This is a genomic window from Rothia sp. HMSC071C12 (genome assembly GCF_001813895.1).
GTDB classification, from domain to species: domain Bacteria; phylum Actinomycetota; class Actinomycetes; order Actinomycetales; family Micrococcaceae; genus Rothia; species Rothia mucilaginosa.
Map to the genome: position 1 here is coordinate 125,820 of NZ_KV814368.1, position 19,184 is coordinate 145,003.

A 19,184-nucleotide genomic window follows, 5' to 3' on the forward strand; every position below is an offset into this window, starting at 1 on the left:
ACCCGAGCCCTCCGGCATGAGGAGAATACATGACTCATCTACGTATTAATCGCCGTACCCTGCTGACCGGCACCGTTGCCCTGGGTACCGTCGGCCTGCTCGCTGCATGCGGCGGCGGCTCTGACAAGAAGATCAGCGGTAAGGCTGCATCAAGCACCGAGGAAATCGTCAAGAACCTCGAAATCAACAAGCAGGACCGCTCCTCCCTCAAGCAGGGTGGCGAGTTCCGCGGTAGCGTCTCCGCAGTCGGCCCGAACTTCAACATTCTGACTCAGAGCGGCTACACCACCGAGAACCTCACCGCATTCGGTGGCGCCTGCAACATCCCCTCCGCTATCGGCTTCACCTCCCTAAGCCCTGCTGGCGAATACAGCCTCAACGACGACTATGTCAGCGACTACAAGGCAGAGACCGTTGGCGGCGTGCAGACCATCACCTTCAAGCTCAACTCTAAGGCTGTCTTCAATGACGGCACCCCCGTTGACGTTGAGGCAATCCGCGCCGCGTGGACCGTCTACCGCAACCCTGATGACGGCTACAACGTTATCGCCGCTCCCTTCTGGCAGCAGGTAGCATCCATCGACCCCGTGGATGGCGACAAGACCCGCGTCAAGATCGTCATGTCCAAGCCCCTGTACCCCGCTGAGACCCTCGGCCTGCTCGGTCTGCACCCCGCACTGACCGACAAGGAGCTCTTCAATAACGGCTTCGTGAACAAGCCCATGGATCAGTACTGGTCCGGCCCCTTCAAGATTGGCGAGTGGAACTCTTCGGCTAAGACCCTCACCCTCGTGCCCAACGACAAGTGGTGGGGCGAGAAGCCTCTGCTGGATCGCATCATCTGGCGCGAAATGGGCGACGAAGCAGAGCGCGCAGCGTTCAAGAACGGCGAGCTGGACAGCATCGGCTTTGCTGGCCTGGCAACCTACAACGCCGTCAAGGGTCAGCCCGGTGTCCAGATTCGCTCCGGCCAGAGCGTCGGCGTGATCAACCTGCAGTTCAACCCGACCCGCGTGACCGACACCGCCCTGCGCCGTGCAGTCTTCGCCGCGGTTGACCGCTCTCAGCTGGCTAAGGTCAAGTTCGGCCAGATCAACTGGGAAGAGCCCCTGACCGGCTCCATGATTGCTATGCCCTTCCAGAAGGGCTACCAGGACGCTATGCCTTCTAACCCCGGCCCCGAGGCTGCGGCAAAGATCCTGGAAGCAGCAGGCTACTCCAAGAATGGCGACTACTACGCCAAGGACGGTAAGACTGCAGGCTTCTCCATCACCTACTTCGGTTCGGATGCAACCTCCCTGGCTCAGTTCCAGAACCTCGAGCAGCAGCTCAAGGCAGCAGGTATTAAGCTCGAGCAGGACAACCAGCCGCAGTCCCAGTTCAACTCCGTGATGGGCTCTAAGCAGTACGACTGCGCCTTCTCCGGTTGGGGTATTGGTGCTGACCCCGCAGACAGCGTTCAGTACTTCTACACCAGCGAAATCAACGAGGGTGTGGGCGATCCTGAGCTGGATAAGTACATTGCCTCCATTTACGAGAAGGAATCCCACGAGGAGCAGTTGAAGATGGCTGCTGAGGCTGAGAAGCAGCACATGGAGAAGGTCGCTATTTACTTCCCCTACGCTAACGGCCCCAGCTACGTAGCTGTGAAGGAGAAGCTGGCTAACTACGGTCCTTCCCTCTTCGCAACCAGCTACACCGACCCCAAGCGCTGGGTCAATGTGGGTTGGCAGAACTAAAGCCACATGTTAATTTTCTGGATTCCTATTCGGTAGTTTCTGAATTTTCGGAGGCGCCGGTATAAGGCTCTGGAGGGTGAAGTCCCGCGGTATTCCGCCTCAGCGGCGGGGTACTGCGGGGCTTTTCTGTGTTTTTGATGGAGGGTTTGTGGTGGGGTGGTTTCGGGGATTGGCTGAAATATTTTCCCTAAAACGGTGAACTAGGTCATAGTGCGTGGGAAATGTGTGTATACTAATCTCAATGCAAAATGTGCGTGCTGTCACAAAGATGTGCGGGTTGTGTTCCCCCGCGTACAAAAATTCAGCATCTCACCTAACCGAGGAAAACTAATGACCACTTTCACTCTCAACCGTCGTACCCTGCTCACCGGCACCGTTGCCCTGGGTACCGTCGGCCTGCTCGCAGCCTGCGGCGGCAACTCCTCCAAGAACGAAACCAGCGCTCTCTCTGCCGGTGACGACCTGTCCAAGGCAGTCTCCTACAACGAGAAGGATCGCTCCGCCCTCAAGGACGGCGGCGAGCTGCGACTGAGCGCTGATGGCATCGGCCCGAACTTCAACATCCTCAACACCAACGGCTACACCGCCGGTAACCTGAATATTCAGGCGGCTATCAACTCTGCCTTCACCGGCGGCTTCTACGCTGACTTCCGCGGCGAGTCGCACATGAACAAGGACTACGTCACCGAATACAAGGCGCAAACCGTTGACGGCGTGCAGACCGTGACCTTCAAGATCAACCCCAAGGCAGCCTTCAACGACGGTACCCCCATCGACGTGAACGCCGTCAAGAGCTACCAGACCATCTACACCGCCGCGGCATCCGGTTCGGACTACCAGATCACCCCCTCGCCCATCTGGGAACAGGTCGCAAGCGTCGAGGCTGTGGACGGCGATACCCGCCACGTGAAGGTCACCATGTCCAAGCCCTGGTACCCCATCGAAGGCAGCTTCACCTCGTTCCTGCACCCGGCATTCGCCGATCCCAAATTCTTCAACGACGGCCTGAACGACAAGCCCCTCGACCAGTACTGGGCAGGCCCCTTCAAGGTCGGCGAGTGGAACTCCTCCTCCAAGGTGCTCACCGTCGTCCGCAACGAGAAGTGGTGGGGCCAGAAGCCCGCTCTTGAGCGCATCACCTGGCGTGAAATGAGTTCCCAGGCAGAGCAGGCAGCTTACAAGAACGGCGAAATCGACTACGTGGATGCCAGCACCCTCAGCTCCTACAACGAGCTCTCCGGCGTGGCAAACACCGACATTCGCAAGGGTAGCGCTCTCAGCGTGGGCAACTACGAAATCAACCCCGAAAAGGTGCCCCTGCCCGTCCGCCGCGCATTCGTTGCAGCCCTCAACCGTGAGCAGCTGCAGAAGCTGCGCTACGAGAAGCTCGGCTGGAAGGAAACCCTGCCCGGCTCCATGTGCATGCTGCCCATGCAGGAAGGCTACCAGGACAACTACCCGACCAAGCTCGGCAAGGACGTCGCTACCAAGATCCTTGAGGACGCAGGCTACACCAAGTCCGGTGACTACTACACCAAGGACGGCGCTAAGGTCTCCTACCCGGTCATCACCTTCGGTAGCGACCCGGTTGTCAGCTCCACCGCGCAGTTCCTCGTCCAGCAGATGAAGGAAATCGGCGTTGAACTGACCATCGAGAACCACGGTGCCTCTGAAATGTCGAGCATCATCTCCTCGAAGAACTTCGCGATTAAGACCGGTGGCTACGGCATCACCACCTCCCCGGTGGATGCGGCGAACTACTTCTACATCTCCGAGACCAACAACGGTCACGGTAAGGATCTGGACTCGCTGGCAGCAACCATGATGTCCACCGAGGACCCGAAGGAACAGCTCAAGATCATGAACGAGCTGGAGAAGCGCCACCTGGACGAGGTCGCCATCTACGTGCCCACCCACAACGGCCCGAACTTCAAGGCGTGCCGTAAGGGCCTGGCGAACTACGGCCCCATGCTCTTCGGCCTGCCCTACTACAACCCGAACGTATGGATCAACGTCGGTTGGGAGAAGCAAAACTAAGCGTTGAGCACCGCTCACACACTCCATAAGGGGTAAAAGCGCTACAGCGGCGTGTTACAAAAGGATTAAAACCTTCTGTAGCACGCCGCTTTCCCGTTCCTAAGAGAGTCGCACGGATATACTTAAAACAAATGTGGGCATTCTGCCCGCAACCCCGGCAGAGACTGTCCTCCCGCCGGGTTGGAGTGTGGGTTACGCACCGTTCGCGTACCGCCTCCACAACACTGCGAATACTCTAGGAGAAATTCCATGAAGAGCATGTCTGTCTCTCGCCGTACCCTCCTGACCGGCACCGTTGCCCTCGGCACCGTTGGTCTACTGGCTGCCTGCGGCAGCTCGAAGGAAAAGGTTGGCGGTAGCGCCGCTAACAACGCTGAAGATATTCTGAAGAACCTTCAGGTCAACAAGCAGGACCGTTCCTCTCTCAAGCAGGGTGGCACCCTGACCCTCGCGGCTACCGCCCTGGGCCCGAACTTCAACCTGCAGACCCAGAGCGGCTACACCTCCAGCAACCTGGACGCTCTGGCACCCTGTAACATTCCCGCCGTGATGGGCTTCTACACCATGAGCCCCGAAGGCGAAGGCACCCTCAACCCCGAGTTCTGCACCGAGCACAAGACCGAGACCGTCGATGGTGTGCAGACCGCGACCTTCAAGATCAACCCCAAGGCTGCCTTCAACGACGGCACCCCCATGGACGTGAACGCTGTTCGCGCCGTGTGGAAGGTCTACCGCGCAACCACCGACAACCCCTACCACATCACCGACAACACCATGTGGCAGCAGGTTGAGAGCATCGAGGCTGTGGACGGCGACAACTTCCACGTCAAGGTCACCATGAAGGCTCCGTACTACCCCTCCGAGGGTCTGTGCGCCTTCGCAATCCACCCCGCACTGGAAGACGTCAACCTCTTCAACGAAGGCTTCGTTGACAAGCCCCTCGACCAGTACTGGGCTGGCCCCTTCAAGGTTGGCGAGTGGAACTCCTCCCAGAAGGTTCTCACCCTGGTCAAGAACGACAAGTGGTGGGGCGAGAAGCCGATCCTGGACCGCATCATCTGGCGTCAGATGGACTCCGAAGCAATCCGCGCAAGCTTCAAGAACGGCGAACTGGACGCCTTCACCTTCGTGGGCGCAACCAGCTACAACGCTGTGAAGGGCCAGGCAGGCACCGAGATTCGCCAGAGCCAGAACACCAACGTCAACATCATTCAGCTGAACCCCAAGCGCATCGAGGACCTGGCACTGCGCCGCGCAATCCTTGCTTCTGTGGACCGCGAGCAGATCGCTAAGGCATACTTCTCGCAGCTCGGCTGGACCGAGCCGCTGCCCGGCTCCATCATCGCGATGCCGTTCCAGAAGGGTTACCAGAACAACTACGCTGGTGACACCGGTGCACAGGCAGCCGCTAAGATCCTGGAGGCCGCAGGCTACTCCAAGTCCGGCGACTACTACGCTAAGAACGGCAAGGTTGCTGGCTTCGCTCTGACCTCCTTCGGTTCCGAGGCTGTCTACCAGGCGGTCTACCAGATTCTGGAGCAGCAGCTGAAGTCCGCAGGTATCCGCCTGAGCGCTGACAACCAGCCGCAGTCGAACTCCAACTCCGTGCTCGGCCAAAAGAGCTACGAAGCAATCTTCACCGGTTGGGGCGTTCTGCCCGACCTGGCTTCCTCGGCACCCTACTTCTTCACCACCGAGGTGTTCGGAGTCGGTGACCCCGAAGTTGATAAGCTCATCGAGAAGCTGCAGAACACCGAGAAGGAAGACGAGCGCATCAAGATCGCTAACGAGGCGGAGAAGCTCTACTACGAGAAGGTCGCAGTGTACCTGCCCTACGCAAACGGCCCGATGTACGCCGCTGTCAAGGCTAAGGTTGCGAACTACGGTCCGTCCCTGTTCAAGCAGAGCTACACCAGCGCTGACTACTGGGTCAACGTTGGCTGGCAGGAGTAGTACCGCTTGCGGTAACGCTCTAGTCGTCCTGTAGGACTCGAAATCCCGGGTACTCTCACGAGAGAGTGCCCGGGATTTTTCTGTCCCGCTTGTTCTGCGTCCTTTAGCTGGATACATTAGCGGGATATGTAATTACAAAAACTAGGGGAGCGCCACTCTAACTGGCTGCTACCACTCGCCCAGGTACAGGGCACGCTCCTGCAGGTACCTCAGCATCTTCGGGTTCTGCCGCAGATAGAAGATGCGGTAAATGCCGCCTCCAGCAACGATAAACGCCAGCGGGAAACCCAAAATCACGAGCACACGGCTCATATTGGCGGACAGGTCAAAAGGATCACCGCTGGTTGCCACCAGCACAATCCAGAGAGAATAGCCCACGCAGGCGAGCAGAGTGCCCCACATGCCGCGCACAAGCCAACTCACCAGCGTCACCGCAATGACCCACGCCAGCGCCAACGTGAACTGGTGCCGCTCCGCCTGAGCCCAAGGAAGCGCCCCCACGTAAATAATTGCGGGGATGCCCAGGTACCCGGGGATATTCAGCGAGGCAAGAATGTTCACGCAGAAATAGCCCAAGAAAATAGCGCTCAACGACGAGGACAGGAACAGGTGCAGGGGAATCATGCCGTCGCCGCTATAGGCTGCGGTGGGGCCCGCGTACACGGTTTCAAACATGAGGGTCAGCGGAGTCATCATGTACTCAATCCAGACGACCAGCGCAAAAGCACCGAAAATGCCCAGAGCCTGCATCAGAGCAATCAACCGTGAACGCGCATCGTGAGGAATGGTGAAGCTCTGCCCCTTCGCCTTGACGCCACAGACATGAACGACAGCCACCATTGCCGCGATGCACAGCACCCAGCGCACGAGGACCCCCGGCAGCTCAGGAAGACCTCCATAAGCCCCCGTAGCGGGGTCACCCCAGGCTCCGGGGAGCAACGTAATAGCGTGAGTACCCTCGGGGAGGCTGGTGGAGGAAGCAAGCCGGTGCGGCTCGTAGATAACCCACCACAGAAGGCACGCTGGAATCAGCGCGGAGAGCTTACGCAACAGAACCGGAAACGGCGCGGACTCGTAGACGAGCGCCTCAAGATTGAGCCGGCGCATCAGCCGCCGAACAGGAGAAAGAGCGCGTAGCTCTTTTTGCTGCTCTTCCCACACTCCGGTATCCCACGTCCTAGTATCAGAAGACATCATCGTACTCCATATCACCTGAGAACTTCCTTGTTGAGCGTATTCTTACATTAGCAGAAATACCCCCCCCGGCTAGTGCCTAAACCCCAGCAAACCCTGCCCAAAGAATCAGCACATCAGGAAACAGCACATCAGGAAACAGCACATCAGGAAGCAGGGTATAAAGGAAAGGGGCCCCACCACAATGGTGGGGCCCCTTAGAGCCTAGAAAGCGAACTACTTAGTGGTCACCTTCAGGACAGTGCTCAGGTTCTGGTGAGCAACGCCCGGCAGACCCTTAACCTCAGCGAACTTGCGGGTGTTGGTCACGATAACCGGGGTAATCAGCGGGTAACCCGCCTCCTTGATAACCTCAGGATCGAACTCAATCAGAGCGTCGCCAGCAGCAACAACATCGCCCTTAGCAACCTTCACGCTGAAGCCCTTACCGTCCAGGTTCACGGTATCCAGACCAACGTGAATCAGCAGCTCAATACCGTTCTCCAGCTTCAGACCCACAGCGTGGCCCGAGGGGTAGGTTGCAGCAACCTTACCGGCTGCGGGAGCAACAACAGTGGTACCGGTCGGCTCAATAGCCACACCCTCGCCCAGCTTGCCAGCAGCGAAAATCGGGTCCGGAACATCAGACAGAGCAACAGCAGTACCCTCAATGGGAGCGTGCAGCTCAATGACCTCACCGGCGGAAGCAGCGGGTGCAGCAGCGGCGGTCGCAGTAGCGGCAGCAGCCGGAGCAGCCTTAGCAGCAACAGCCTCAGCCTTGGGAGCGGCCTCAGCATCCTCAGCCTTACGCTCCGCAGCGTGCCTTACAGCGTCAGCCTTCGACTCGTAACCGAACAGCAGAACACCGGTCATAGCGCCGAAGAACGCAATAGCCAGACCAATCACGTACAGGTACGAGGGCTGCATAGCCGGAATCGACAGCAGCGAAGTGAACGCGAACGCGTAGGACTTAACGCCCAGGAAGGAAATGGTAGCACCACCAATAACAGCGGGAACCAGAATAATCGGAATCACGCGCTTGTAACGGAGCACAACACCGTACAGGGACGGCTCAGAAATACCACCGAGCAGACCGGACATCGACGCACCAACAGCGGTCTGGCGCAGCTCGCGGTCGTGCTTAGCCTTAATAGCCACACCTGTCACAACACCGAACACAGCGAAGTTGTATGCACCCATCGGGGACTGAATGAAGTCAGTACCCATGGTCTGCAGGTTGTTAATCATGACAGCGTTCAGCGGCCAGTGCAGACCCAGCGGAACCATGAACAGGTACAGGCCAGCAATCAGAGCACCAACCAGAGCCGGAGCCTGGTCGTTAACCATCTTCAGGAAGTCAGAGATACCCATAGCAACACCGATACCGATGGGGCCAACCAGGAACGCGGTCACCGGAACCAGAACGATGACCGAAATCATCGGTACAAACACCATCTGCAGCATCGAAGGAATAACCTTCTTCAGGAAGCGCTCAAACGGAGCCAGCAGAGCAACAGCCAGCAGCGGGGGGAAGACCTGACCGGTGTAGCTGAATGCGTACAGCGGCAGATCCAGACCAAAGAACGGAACGTTCAGAATCTTAGTGGTCTTGTCAGCCAGAGCAGTCAGATCGGTGAAGGTACCGGTCATCAGTGCAGCGGGGATAGCCGCACCAACCCACATGTTCGCGCCCAGACGCTTAGCAGCGGTAGCACCCAGCATGATGGGCATGAAGTTCAGAACCGACAGCGAAGCAGCCTTCAGGATGTACCAGAAAGCGAACTGCTGCATCCACTGGGTGTTCAGAGCCTTAGCAGCCTCCGGGTCAGCCACACGAGCACCGTTAATGATGTCGATGTTCACGCTTTGACCGGTCAAGTCAGTGTACTGGCCGAAGAAGCCCAGCTGCTGCAGGAACACAATCAGGGTCAGAATCATCGAGGTACCCAGAAGTGCCCACAGCAGAGGACGGAAGGAGTCAGACAGAACGTCGAAGACGTTGGTAAGCCAGCCGGACTTCTTGCCCTCAGCCTCAACCTTGGTGTCACCCTCAGCGTGGCCGGACATAGAAGGCAGAGCGTTGATTTCGTTGTACACAGCCTCAACGCGATCGCCCAGAACAACCTGAGTCTGGCCGGACTGCTCAATCACAGAGAGAACGCCGGGCAGGCCCTCAATCTTCTTGTTCTGCACTGCATCGTTAGACACAGGAGTGACACGAAGGCGGGTTGCACAGTGAGTAATGTGCGCGATGTTCTCGGGGCCACCCAGGCCGTCAAGAATCTTCTCGCCAAGTTCGCGGTTATTCACGATACTTCCTTAGATATGCGGTCAATGTCTATGCGGTTGTTGCCGGAGGCTGTGCCTACCTGACGCTGCGGTAGCCGAAAAGCCCCGGAAAACACGTCCAGAAAACACAAAAGACCCGAGTCTCTCGACCACCGGAAGCACTACACTCGTGCCCACTATGGAGCTTCGGTACAGCAAATAGAGGGGATTCTCGGCAGATATATGCTGCCGTCCCATACGGTGTTGAGTAACTCAGGTCTTGCCTGCCAAACCAGTAACAACCCTGAAGAAGGTTTCCCTTCTCAAATAGTTCCCTGTAACTCTAAGGGTTTTCCCAGGTTAAGAGCAAGGTGAGAGGCAAAAGCTATCAGAAGCTGTTAAATGTTTCACCCAAGTGATAGCTGAGAATAGCTGAGACACGCTCTCGGCGCTGACTGCGGGGAGCCTCCCGGCTGGAAATCCAGCAGGGCTCAGGCAAAGCCTAGGCAGGGTCCCAGAGCCCTCCGGTACGCCCAGATACGCCCCGGACCGGGCACTTTCGAAGACGGCGCTCATGAAGACGCGGAAGGGCCCCGCATCCACAAGATACGGGGCCCACACGCTACCGAAGTAGCTACCTTTCCGACTAACTACTTAGCCGGGAAGAAATTCAGCGGAGCAACCTCCAACTCAGGGTAATTACGCTTCTGCCAACGGCGGTTACGATGCGCATTCACCTCAATCAGCGCGGCACCCAGAGCACCGGCACCCAGAGCCGTCCACAGCAGATGCGGAAGCACAGTAACGAACTGGTGGTACTCCACCAGAATCGGCACGAACAACGCCGCGAAGAACACCGCAAGCAACGCACCAAACAGCAGAACACGAGCACGGTTGAACGGACGAGCCACCGCAGCCAAGTTCCACAGACCCATCATCACCAGGGTAATGAACGAAGCCGTCTGAACCTGACGGATATCCTCAACACCCATGCCGCGAGCCGTGAACGTCACCGCCAACAGCATCGCAACCACAATAATCGAGTTCGGAACCGTGTAATTCAGCACGCGGCGCAAGAAGCCCGGCACATAACGGCGCGAATTCGGCAACAGAGTCAACGCGAAGGACGACGCACCCACAATCAAGAAGTCCGCAGTCGAGTACTGACGCGGCAAGAACGGGAAGGTCAAACCGAAGAGGCTGAACAGAACGCCCAGAAGAATCGCGAAGCCAGTCTTCGTCAAGAACAGGTTCGCCACCATCTCAATGTTCGTAATGACCTGACGGCCCTGCTCCAGCGCAGCCGGCAGAGACGAGAACTTACCGTCCAAAAGAACCAGGCGAGAAACAGCCTTCGTCGCCGGAGCAGCGTTACCCATCGCAATACCCAAGCTTGCATGCTTAAGCGCCAGAGCGTCATTAATGCCATCACCGGTCATCGCCACCACATGGCCGCGCTCCTTCAGAGCAATCACCATGTTCTTCTTCTGCTCGGGCGACACACGACCGAAAATATTGTGAGTAGCCGCAGCCTCAGCAAGCTCCGGACCGTTCTCAGGCAGAGTCGACGCATCAACCGCGCCCGCAGAAGTATCCATGCCCGCAGTCTTCGCAGCCGCAGCCACAGTGAACGGGTTATCACCCGAGAAGACCTTCAGAGTCACACCCTGACGGTGGAAATACTCCACAATTTCAGGCGCATCCGCTCGCACATTCTCACGGAAAATCACGAACAGAACCGGGGTAGCATCCGACGGGATCTTCTGGATCGGCTCATCCTTCTCATTGCGAACCACCGCAGAAGCATGCGCCAAAACCATCGTGCGCAGACCCAGCGCCGCCAGCTCGGCGGCACGCTCACGCTCAGCGGTGCCCTTGGCGAGAAGCGCCTCCGGAGCACCCAGAAGCCACGCGCCCGAATCCTTAAACTCAATCGCGCTAAAACGCAGAGCCGAGGAGAACGGCACAATACCGCTCACCGACGCCGAAGAAGCATCCGGGAAGCCACCGGTCAGAGCTGCAGCGGTCGGGTTCGCGTTCTCATCGTGACCAAACCACGCCAGCGCCTCATTCCAACCGGCAGGCAGAGAAGCACGCCAAGAAGTGTGCTCCGCCGAGTCAGCATCCGGGCCCTCAGCCTCAGCAACGGTGTCCAGCGGGCGCACCGAATCAAAAATCACGCCACCCTCAGTCAGGGTGCCGGTCTTATCGAAGCAGACCACATCCACACGAGCCAGAACCTCAACCGCAGGCTGCTCCTGCACCAGGATGTTGTGCTTACGACCCAGCGCCACAGCCGCCGCCGCAAACGCCAGAGTAGTCATCAGCGCCAGACCCTGCGGAATCATCGAAGCAACCGAGGACACCACAGCAATAGAAACCTGCTCCCACAGGTGGTTCTGCTGCACGGTCTCCAGGCCACCAGCCGCCTGAATCTGACCCCACGACACCACAGGAATAATGATCGCAAGACCCACCGTAATCCAGCGGACCACACGGTTCAACGCATCACGCAGCTCAGACTGAATACGCGAGAACTGGCGCGCCTCATCAGAAATCTTGCTTGCACGAGAATTCGCACCCACGTGAGAGAGCAGGACGCGGCCGGTACCACCCAGCACACTCGACGCCGACAGCACCATATCGCCGGGGCGCTTAGCAATCGGGTCGTTCTCACCGGTCAGCAGGGACTCATCCAGCTCCAAAGAATCGGAGGTGAGCACAACAGCATCCGCCGGAACCTGATCGCCGCGCTTGAGGATGACAACGTCACCCTCAACCAGCTGCTCCATCGGAACCTCAACGCTCTTACCGTCACGCACGGCAGTAGCGGGGGAGCGGTCCAGCAGGGAGATGCGGTCCAGCTCAAGCTTCGCCTTGTACTCCTGCACAAAACCAATCACCACGTTAGCGATAACAGCCCCCAGGAAGAGCAAATCAGCCCAACGCTGGTACATGATCACCACGGCACCACAGGCACCCAACACAAAGTTGAAGACCGTGAACAGGTGCGCACGCATAATGCTCCACAGCGTGCGAGAAGACTTATTATTCTGGGTATTGACCCTACCTTCAGCAGTCAGGCGAGCAACATCATCGCTGCTCAAACCGTGCTGGGCAATATCGAAAGATCCGCTATGCGGTGTTTCAGAATATTCGGGAATGTAGCCGGCAACGGCAGGCGCTGCCGTTTTCTGCTGAGGATCCATGCGGGGGTCTCTTTCTCGAATGGATGGAATGCTGAACTGAATAGAGTTCAGTATTGCGGACATTACCTTTCAGTGTATCCGTGCAGGAGGGGATAAAGATAATCTCCGCCCTGTAATGAACTGATATTTACAGTCATTCCAGAACGGAGATTTAATATATGCGAATACTGGCATGTTTTGAGGTGGAAAGTGTTTGCGGATGGTTCGCTAACGCCCCTGTAAAACCAGTAAGCCAGCAGACTCAGCGCGCTAGCAGACTCAGCGTTCCGGCAGAATCAACAAACGATTCGTCACCGGATGCCTCAACACCTCAATCGGATGCTGATACACCTCAGACAACAACTCCGCCGAACACACCTGCTCAGGGGTGCCCGAAGCAACCACCTCACCACCACGCAACAACACCATACGGTCAGAATACGCAGCCGCCACATCCAAGTCATGAAGCACCGTCAACACCGCAGCACCCTCAGCAGCCAACTCACGGCTCACCCGCAACGTCTGCTCCTGATGCGTAATATCCAACGCCGCAGTCGGCTCATCCAAAAGAATCAGCGGAGTCTGCTGAGCAAACACACGCGCCAAATGCGCACGACCACTCTCACCACCGGACAGGGTCGTAATATCGCGATCCGACAAATGAGTCACCGACGTACGCTCCATCATCGAAGCAACCACGGCGTCATCCTCTTCAGCGCGCTCCGTGCCCTTCCACGGGGTACGGCCCATCTGAACCACCTCATGCACCGTGTACGAAAACGCCACATTCAACTTCTGCAACAGCATCGCACGCTGACGCGCCATCTGACGGGCAGGAATTGAACCCAGAGGGGCGCCATCCAACAGAATCTCACCGCCACTGGGCGCAATATCACCAGCAATCACACCCAACAGAGTCGACTTACCGGCACCATTAGGACCAATCAGCGACACAACCTCGCCCGCAGCAACCGACAGAGACACATCATTCAAAATCTGACGCCCACCAGCGTTAAAACACACACCGTACAGGCTCAACAACTCACTCACGAAGCACCTCCGCCCTGGCCCAGGGAACGACGCAACAACACGAAGAACGTCGGGCCGCCCACCAAAGCCGTAAAAATACCAATCGGCAAATCAGCAAAAGGAACCAGCGTACGCGCACCCAAATCAGACAGCGCAATCAACAGCGCGCCACCCAAGGCCGAAGCCGGCAACAACACACGATTCGACGGACCCAAAATCATGCGCAACAGGTGAGGGATAATCAGACCAATAAACGCAATAATGCCCGCATACGCCACCGCAGCACCCGTCAACAAAGCCGTCGCCGCAATAGACACCGCACGTAGGCGCTCCACGTTCACACCCGAATGCTGCGCCGCACGCTCACCCAACGCCAGAACATCCAGCGAAGAAGCCATCACAAAACACGCTACCAAGCCGATCAGAATAACCGGCCACACGCTCGCCACAGCCTTCCATGTGGAACCGTTCAGCGAACCCATCTGCCAGAACACAATCTGATCGCGGCTCGTCGTATCAGCAATAAACATGAGGAACGCAATAATCGCATTCGCCACCGCGGTCACCGCAATACCCGTCAAAATCATCGACAGGACCTTCGCACGACCCGAAGAACGCGACAGGAAATACACCAGCGCAGTAGCCGCCAACGCACCCACAAACGCGAATGCAGGAGTCGTGAAAATACCGAAGAACTGCAGGTTCAAAACAATCGACAAACACGCGCCAACCGCCGCACCCGAGGAAACACCAATCACGCCCGGCTCAGCCAACGGGTTACCAAACACCGACTGCATCACCGCACCGGAAGTACCCAAAGCGGCACCCACCAGCACGCCCAACAGCACACGCGGGAAACGGATATTCCACAGAGTGCTATCCGCCAGCTGCATCGCCGGGTTCTCCGGCGCAAGACCCAGGCGGCGGCCCACAGAAGCAACCACCTGATCAGTCGGGATATTGTACTGACCCAAACCCGCAGACAGAACCATCACAACGCACAGTGCCACCGCCAAAAACGTAAACGTCAGACCGGCACGACGCCGACGCGACGCACGATAATCCCGCGCACCCGCCGCACTCTTTACGGTAGCCACTACTGGCCCCCCGCAGGAGTCGAGTACGCAGCCTTAGCCAGCGACAAAAGCACCGCCGGAGTATTCGGGCCATAGGACAGAATCTGGCCGTCACCCATATCGATAATGCGCTTATTCTTACCGGCAGTCGTCTCACCCACACCCGGGCGAGCCAAGAAACCATCCAAACCGCCGGTGGACTTAATGCCGCCGCTCATGGTCAGAATGACATCCGGGTTCAGCTTCACCAGCGCCTCACTGGTCGCCGGAATAATATTCGTCGCGTTCTGCTCAGACGCCACATCCTTGCCGCCAATAGCCTGAATCAAATCGTCAGCGCCCGAACCCTTGCCGAGCACAAAGAACACGCCAGCGGTACCGCGCACGTACAGGAACGCGAACGACACCTGCTGTGCACCCTTCGGGGCGACGTCCTTGAGCACCTGCAGAGCATAATCCAGGTCCTTCTGCACGCGGGCAGCAACCTGCTCGCCCGCCTCCGGAACACCAAGTGCCTGCGCAACAGCCTTGAGCTGCGGAATGATCTTATCCATACGACGCTCATGATCGAAGACCACCACGGTCACGCCCGCAGCGCGCAGCTGATCCACAATCTCAATCGGGCCGTTGCTCTTATCCCACAGCACCAGGTCCGGGGAGGTCGCCAGAATCGCCTCAGCGTTCAGGTCGTGACCGTTCTGGGTCACCAGCGGCAGATGAGCCAGCGACTGCTCCGTCGAGGAGGTGACACGACCGACCAGGCGACCGCCCAGACCCAGCGCAATCATCTGCTGAGCCAGAGTGCCGTACAGGTCCAGTGCCAGCACACGGTCAGCGGACTTAACGGTCACCTCGGTGCCGTTGAAATCCTTGAACGTCACCGGGAAAGCCGGAGTGGGGGTATCGACCATCGGCTGAATTTCGGGGGTATCTGCGGCGCTATTGGGGCCGCGCAGAGCCTTCTGATCAGGGGCAATAGAAGAACGCAACTGATCGGCAAGGTTCTCCAAAACGGTGCGGGTGCTCTGCTCATCCACCACAGCCTGCGAAGCACTTGAAGAAGCGGCCGGGTTCTGAGTACCCACACCGCAAGAGCTCAGCAGGAACGCGGAAGTGATGGAGAATGCCGCATACTTCACTGCATCGCGGCGGTTCAGGGCAGAAGAAGAAAGGGAAGAAAACATCGTCGTCTCACAGAAAAAAGGGAGTTAGGAAAACTGGGGTAGGCGCCGGGGTAAAACCTGGCATCTGAAGCGGGGGTGCAGTGAAAATCTGCACCCCCGCACGGACCGTGTCGGCTCACCGGTGAACCTCGTGATTGAGTCTCACAGGCGAGCCGACAGTGTGGGCATCCTCGTGAGGTGCCGTTATGCCTTCTTTCGGCGGCGAGTGTACACGACGGTACCCGCGCCGGCTGCAACAGCGATGAAGCCTGCAACCAGGGTGCCCTCAACACCGGAGGCGCCGGTGGAAGCCAGAGGCTTACCGGTGACCGGGTCGCAACCCTCACCCTCGTAGACGGTCTCGGACACGGTCTTGGTGGTGGTCTTCGCGCCGTTAATCGCCGCGGAGAAGCTCAGCGGAGCCATGTCCTTACCGGCATCGTAGAAGCCAGCGAACGCCTTCGCGCCCTCAGCGGTCAGGGTGGTTGCCGCACCGTTGACGCTCACAGCGTCAGAGGAGCTCTGCAGACCCGAAAGATCCACCTTCAGCAGTGCCACCTCACCGTAGTTAGTTGCCTTGCCGGAGGGGTCATTGCTGTTCATGGTTGCGTAGAGAGTGCCGGAATTGCCGTTAATCTCAAGGCGCGGGTTCGCAATGGTGGTGTCCAGAATGCCGTGGTGACCGGTGAAACGAACCGAACCGCTGAAGGAGATGGAACCCTTACCGCCCTTGAAAGTGCCGGTACCGTTAGACCAGTTGAACGCATCCGAAGAGTAGGAGGTGCCGTTCAGCTCCCAGCTACCGTTCGCGATGCCGCCGCGCACGTAGTTGCGGAAGGAATCACGCACGCCCCAGCCAAGGTTTGCGCTCTTAATGGTGCCGTCGGACGCGCCCTGCTCCTGCACCTCGCGGGTGCGGGTGACGGGTACGCAGACAGGCTGTGCCGGGTTGTTGCTGACAGAACCGTTCGAGGAGGAACCGCCGTTAGAGACGCTGCCGGAGGTGCCTGCCGAACCATTAGAACCGGAGCCGTTAGCGCCGGAGTTATCGGAGGAGTTCGAGGAGCTGTTATCGGAGGAGCCGTTCTCAGAACCCTTGTTATCGGAGGACTTGTTCTCAGAGACGCGGGGAACCTCAACGGTGTTCTCTGCGGTCTGCTCGCTGAGCTTTACGGAGAAGCTCAGCGGTGCCATGGCGTTGTCGGCACCGCGGTACTGGCCCGCGAAGAGCACCTCGGAACCTTCAGCGGTGAGCGCGACTGCTGCGTTCTGCGCCGAGAAGACGCCGTCCTTCACGCTCGCGCCGGAGAGGTCCACCTCGGCGATAGCCAGGCCGGTCTTAGAAACGGACTTACCGTCGCGGGTCAGCGCGTCAACGTCAGCGACCAGGGTGCCCTTGCCGTTGACGACGACCAGGCGCATGTTCTTGATGGTGCTCTTGAGCTGACCGTTGTGGCCGGTGAACTCTGCGGTGCCCGCGAAGTTGATCTGACCGGTCTTGGTCTCGGGGTTGTACACGCCGGATGCCTGAGTGTACTTGAAGCCGCCAGCTGCGGTCTTCTCCATGCCCTCAACGTTCACGGAGCCGTGCGCGAAGCCGGTCAGGTACTTCAGGAAGGACTCGCGGATATCCCAGCTGAGGGTGCCGGACTCGACGACGTTGCCGGTGACCTTTTCTTCACGCTTGGGCTCGGTGGTTGCGGCGGGGGAGGAGGGTGCCGCGGAGGTGGGAGCTGCGCTCGGTGCTGCAGAAGTGGGCTCTGCAGGCTTGGGGTCTGCGGGCTTGGGTGCCTCGCTGGTCGGTGCGGAGGAAGGCTCTGCGGTCGGCGCAGCAGTCGGCTTGGCGCTGGGTTCAGTGCTGGGCTCAGGGCTCGGCGCGGGTGCTTCCTTGGTCACGATGGTTGCGGAGAAGCCGAGCGCATCCAGCTCCTGACCTGCCTTGTAGAAGCCCGCGAAGGCGCCGGTTGCCTCTTCGGAAAGCTTGACGCGGGTGCCGTTTTCCTCGTCAACGCTGGGCAGGGTGATGGTGTTACCTTCAACCTTCAGGCCGGAGGCGTTGAAAGTGCCGAGGGTCATGTTCTTGGTTTCGACCAGGTCGTTCGGGGTGGTGTTGCCGTTGTAGGGGCGCGACTGAACGTTGGCGCGCACGGTGCCCACGCCGTCCTTAATGGTGACGGAGAGGTCGGAGATGATGACTTCCAGCAGGCCGTGGTGTGCGGTGTAGTGAATCGAGGAGCCGGTGAAGGTGACCGAGTATTCGCCGTTGGCTACGGTGCCTTCGGCGGAGGTGAAGTGGTAGGAGCCGTCTTCGTTGGTGGTGACGCCGGTCAGTTCCTGGGAGCCCTGGGAGAAGGGACCGTTGATGTAGGAGCGGAAGGACTTCTTCAGGCCCCAGTTGACGGTGACGTCCTGCAGGCTCTGCTCTGAGGCTGCGGTTACCTCACCGGCGCTGACGTGGGAGTTGGTTTCAACTGCGAAGGCTGCGGGTACGCCAGCGACGCCGCTGAGGCCGATGGTTGCCGAAGCCAAGAACGCCCAAGTGCGCTTGGTGAGAGAGGGGGTAGACATTCGGTGTCTCCTTGAATTTTGTGATTGTGGTGTTCGTATCAAGTCTAGCCCTATTAGCCTATGTTTGTGTAACTTAATGCCTAGGGTGACTTGTGTATGAGGTTTACCTTAGCAAATTTTTTGTGAGAGCTATTGCCAAAACCGGTTTTTGGTGACAATATGTCATTAACAGGTTTTGGTGACATCGTGTCACTAAAACATTTATTGTTCACCCACAAGCCACTTTAGGAACTCACCATGACTATTACCGCCCCCGAAACCACCCAGGAACGCTTCTCTGCACGCCTGAAGGAAAGCACCAAGCACGTCCACGACAACGCCGAACACTCCACCTTCATGGAAGACCTCATGGGCGGCTCCCTCAACACCGAGGCATACCTGTGCCTCATCAACCAGTACGTGCACATCTACGAAGCACTCGAAGCAGTCTCCGAACACTACCGCGCAGAACCCAGCCCCATTACCGAACCCTTCACCCACCCCGGCCTCGACCGCGCAGAATACATCCGCGCAGACATCCGCGCACTCGGCCAGGAAGGCGACATCGACGCGCCCCTGCCCGCAACCGCAGAATACGTAGAGCGCATCCGCGCTACCATCAACTCCCCCGAACGCTACCTCGCACACCACTACCTGCGCTACCTAGGCGACCTCTCTGGCGGCCAGGCAGTCGCAGCGCTCGTCACCCGCCACTACGGCATCCCCGCCGAAGCGTTGAGCATGTACCGCTTCACCGAACTGCCCAAGCCCAAGGTCTTTAAGGACGGCTACCGCGAACTGCTCGACAACGCACCCCTGACCGACGAACAGCGCGAAGCCCTCATCGAAGAATGCATCGAAGGCTTCCGCATTAACGCCTCCCTGTTCGCGCAGCTGGGCCGCAAGGTCGCCGAGGCATAAACCCAGAACGCGCATAAACAGAACGCCTCAACGCACAACCTCTCACCGCTCAATGCACAAGCCCGCGGGCATAACAAAAGGGGCGGATGC

General features: G+C 58.5%; 11 protein-coding genes. 4 read left to right on the forward strand and 7 right to left on the reverse strand.

Annotation, left to right across the window (positions count from 1 at the left end; genetic code table 11):
• Positions 1-29 precede the first annotated feature (29 nt).
• From HMPREF2942_RS01645 to HMPREF2942_RS01655, 3 genes are all read left to right on the forward strand, one after another.
• On the forward strand, positions 30-1,739 hold the full coding sequence (locus HMPREF2942_RS01645; RefSeq protein ID WP_070688096.1) for an ABC transporter family substrate-binding protein: 1,710 nt from the start codon (positions 30-32) through the stop codon (positions 1,737-1,739).
• A 330-nt stretch (positions 1,740-2,069) separates the two neighbouring features.
• Positions 2,070-3,776: an ABC transporter family substrate-binding protein gene (locus HMPREF2942_RS01650; protein ID WP_049346618.1), complete on the forward strand. Its 1,707-nt coding sequence runs from the start codon at positions 2,070-2,072 to the stop codon at positions 3,774-3,776.
• Positions 3,777-4,025: 249 nt separating this feature from the next.
• Positions 4,026-5,729, forward strand: a complete 1,704-nt coding sequence (locus tag HMPREF2942_RS01655; RefSeq protein WP_070688098.1) for an ABC transporter family substrate-binding protein — start codon at positions 4,026-4,028, stop codon at positions 5,727-5,729.
• 168 nt (positions 5,730-5,897) lie between these two features.
• Here HMPREF2942_RS01655 and HMPREF2942_RS01660 read toward each other — a convergent pair whose 3' ends face one another.
• From HMPREF2942_RS01660 to HMPREF2942_RS01690, 7 genes are all read right to left on the reverse strand, one after another.
• On the reverse strand, positions 5,898-6,926 hold the full coding sequence (locus tag HMPREF2942_RS01660; RefSeq protein ID WP_239662192.1) for a dihydrodipicolinate synthase: 1,029 nt from the start codon (positions 6,924-6,926) through the stop codon (positions 5,898-5,900).
• Between the two features lie 213 nt (positions 6,927-7,139).
• Entirely contained in the window at positions 7,140-9,212 is a 2,073-nt protein-coding gene (locus HMPREF2942_RS01665; RefSeq protein WP_070629216.1) for a glucose PTS transporter subunit IIA, read from the reverse strand.
• A 608-nt stretch (positions 9,213-9,820) separates the two neighbouring features.
• A complete protein-coding gene (locus tag HMPREF2942_RS01670; RefSeq protein ID WP_070688100.1) occupies positions 9,821-12,379 on the reverse strand; it encodes an HAD-IC family P-type ATPase in 2,559 nt (852 codons plus the stop codon).
• A gap of 258 nt (positions 12,380-12,637) precedes the next feature.
• Positions 12,638-13,408 carry a heme ABC transporter ATP-binding protein gene (locus tag HMPREF2942_RS01675; RefSeq protein ID WP_070688103.1) on the reverse strand — a complete coding sequence of 257 codons (771 nt, stop codon included), beginning with the start codon at positions 13,406-13,408 and terminating at the stop codon, positions 12,638-12,640.
• Entirely contained in the window at positions 13,405-14,484 is a 1,080-nt protein-coding gene (locus tag HMPREF2942_RS01680) for a FecCD family ABC transporter permease (protein WP_070688105.1), read from the reverse strand. The genes HMPREF2942_RS01675 and HMPREF2942_RS01680 overlap by 4 nt, the downstream gene beginning before the upstream one ends.
• The gene (locus tag HMPREF2942_RS01685; protein WP_049338235.1) at positions 14,484-15,647 is read right to left on the reverse strand and encodes a heme/hemin ABC transporter substrate-binding protein; all 1,164 of its coding nucleotides are present in this window, start codon (positions 15,645-15,647) and stop codon (positions 14,484-14,486) included. Before HMPREF2942_RS01685 ends, HMPREF2942_RS01680 begins: the two co-directional genes overlap by 1 nt.
• Positions 15,648-15,830: 183 nt before the next feature.
• Positions 15,831-18,194: an HtaA domain-containing protein gene (locus HMPREF2942_RS01690; RefSeq protein WP_070688107.1), complete on the reverse strand. Its 2,364-nt coding sequence runs from the start codon at positions 18,192-18,194 to the stop codon at positions 15,831-15,833.
• 237 nt (positions 18,195-18,431) lie between these two features.
• Here HMPREF2942_RS01690 and HMPREF2942_RS01695 point away from each other — a divergent pair, with 237 nt between their 5' ends.
• Positions 18,432-19,094 carry a biliverdin-producing heme oxygenase gene (locus tag HMPREF2942_RS01695; RefSeq protein WP_012904199.1) on the forward strand — a complete coding sequence of 221 codons (663 nt, stop codon included), beginning with the start codon at positions 18,432-18,434 and terminating at the stop codon, positions 19,092-19,094.
• Positions 19,095-19,184 lie beyond the last annotated feature (90 nt).